The sequence below is a fragment of the Siphonobacter sp. BAB-5405 genome (genome assembly GCF_002872335.1).
Taxonomy (GTDB): domain Bacteria; phylum Bacteroidota; class Bacteroidia; order Cytophagales; family Spirosomataceae; genus Siphonobacter.
The window spans coordinates 1-2,215 of record NZ_NJAG01000134.1; the positions used below are offsets into that span (position 1 = coordinate 1).

The window sequence follows — 2,215 nt, forward strand, 5'->3', positions numbered from 1 at the left end:
TGGGGTCGCGAGGTTCGTAGGAATCATTGACCGGATCGTAAATGAACGACGGAAACTGATCCCGCGTCATACTACGCGTGTAGTAGTAGTTGCTGGTATAGGCCACCCGGCCGCGAATGCTCAACCCTTTGGTGATGAAATCGAGCTTTTGCGTGGCTTCGGCTACTACGTTCATATTGCTTTCATTATTCCGGTCATACCCGTAATAATTCAGCCGGCCAATGACGTTGTTGACGTTGTAGTTGGGGTTTTCGTTTCGAATCCAGGTACTATAGCCGTACGAACCATCGGGGTTATAGAGTGGATACGCAAAAGGAGCCAACGTCGCAAAACTGCTGTAGTCGTAAAAGAGGTCATTGTAACCAAACGGACTCCCGACACGGGGCACGTTTACCTGGGCAAAGTTGCCGAACAGGTTCATCCGGATGTCCAGCGTTTTCGTCACTTTCATGTCCAGGTTCGACCGATAGTTATACCGCTGCTGGTAGTAATTATTATTGACCCCCTGGCCCGCTCCGAAATCTTTTAGCATTCCATTCTGATAGAGATACCCCAGCGATACAAAATACTTGAACCCGCTCGGTACCACCGGAAAGATCCAGGTTGCCCCGGTACTGCTCGCTGAATTTCTTGAACAGGACATCCTTCCAGTTGATATTCGGGTGGCCATAGGGATCATTGCCGTTGCGGAATAGCTCCAGATCTTCCTGCGAAAAACGGGGCCTGAAATTCGGATTTGGGTTGGCATTGTTGTCGTTGATCTGAGCCTGATTATACAGCCGGGCCGATTCATAGGCATCCAGATACTGCGGGATTTTTGTGGGCTGCGTTAAACTGCTTTCGATCCGGACGGAAATCTTCGCTGGTCCTTCTTTCCCCCGCCGGGTGGAGACGACGACGACCCCATTGGCTCCCCGTACCCCGTAAATGGCCGTGGTAGAGGCATCTTTCAGAATAGACAGGTTTTCGATCTCATTGGGGTCGAGGCGGGCAAACTGTTCGTAGGAATATTCAATGTCGTCCACGATGATCAGTGGTCGGTTATTTCCGTTGTATGAGCTAACTCCGCGAATATAGAAGTCGGCTCCATCCGCTCCGGGTCGGCCGGAAGGTTGTTGGGAGAAAAAGCCCGGCAGACGTCCTGCCAGCGTATTCTGGAGACTGGCCGAGGGATTTTCCCGGATTTCCTTTCCACTTACCATACTCACGGCTCCGGTCAGGGTAATTTTCTTTTGTTCGCCAAAACCAACGACGATTACTTCATTAAGCCCCTGCTCTTCCGATTCAAGGGTAACGTTGATCGTGGTCCGGCTACCTACCTGTTCTTCCGCGAGCTTGTAGCCGATGGAGCGAATGACGAGTATGCTGGCACTCCCTTTGATAGTCAGACGGAAATTTCCGTTAGCGTCGGTCGTGGTTCCGTTGGTAGGTACACCTTTCTCGTAAATGGAAACTCCGGGGAGTGCTTCATTTTTGTCAGAAACTGTGCCCTTAATGATTCTATCCTGGCAAAAGCCCGGTAGACTCAAAAGTAAAAGCGGCAATAAAAGCCAATAGATCTTTTTCATAGAAGTACAGTTGAAAAGCTTACCAGCCAGGGTTTTGAAGCAGATTGAGATTTTTGGTAATTTCCTCGTAAGGAAGCGGCATCAGATAGAGCCTGGGCTGGAAAGAAATGGTCGTCACCTGTGTAGGAGTGTAGCTGAAACGTCCGGAGGACACCTGAGTAATTCGCATGCCTCGCAAGGGCTGATTGAACAACGTCTCCGCTAGTTTCCAGCGGCGAACGTCCCAGAAGCGGTGTTCTTCAAACGCCAGTTCGATGCGGCGTTCGTTCTGAATCAGGGCCCGCAATTCATCCTTACTGATTCCTGCCTTGATTCCATAACGACTGTTGGTGCCGGGTTTAATGGCGGCTCGTTTACGAATCAGCATCAGTGCATCTACGGCTTCCTGCGTACGCCCCAGTTCATTGAGAATTTCCGCCTGGTTGAGCAGCGTTTCTGCGTAACGGAAGTAAATGAAGTTATGGCTCTGATTGGTATAGCTGGTGTTATTGGCAAAGTCCGCCATGAACTTGCGTAAGTAATAGCCCGTCTGCGTTTGCACGAGGTTTCCACCCGGCCGGTCCCGACCGCCATCAAAAGTTTCCACCGCCCGCTGGAGCCAGCGTTTGCCATTATAGAATACGGTGAGATCAAAGCGGGAATCCCGA

3 protein-coding genes are annotated in these 2,215 nt (G+C 50.7%); all 3 read right to left on the reverse strand.

Annotated elements, in window-relative coordinates:
• Positions 1–532: hypothetical protein (locus BWI97_RS26490; protein WP_199182127.1), on the reverse strand; the 532-nt coding region annotated here is incomplete at its 3' end.
• A complete protein-coding gene (locus BWI97_RS26495) occupies positions 495–1,568 on the reverse strand; it encodes a SusC/RagA family TonB-linked outer membrane protein (protein WP_102203442.1) in 1,074 nt (357 codons plus the stop codon). The genes BWI97_RS26495 and BWI97_RS26490, both read right to left, overlap by 38 nt.
• Before the next feature lie 19 nt (positions 1,569–1,587).
• A partial coding sequence (locus BWI97_RS26500; protein WP_146011075.1) for a RagB/SusD family nutrient uptake outer membrane protein occupies positions 1,588–2,215 on the reverse strand: 628 nt, incomplete at its 5' end.

What these genes read in the sequence shown, in the direction of transcription:
- BWI97_RS26495 (WP_102203442.1), bottom strand. Translation starts at nt 1,568, where the DNA reads ATGAAAAAGATCTATTGGCTTTTATTGCCGCTTTTACTTTTGAGTCTA.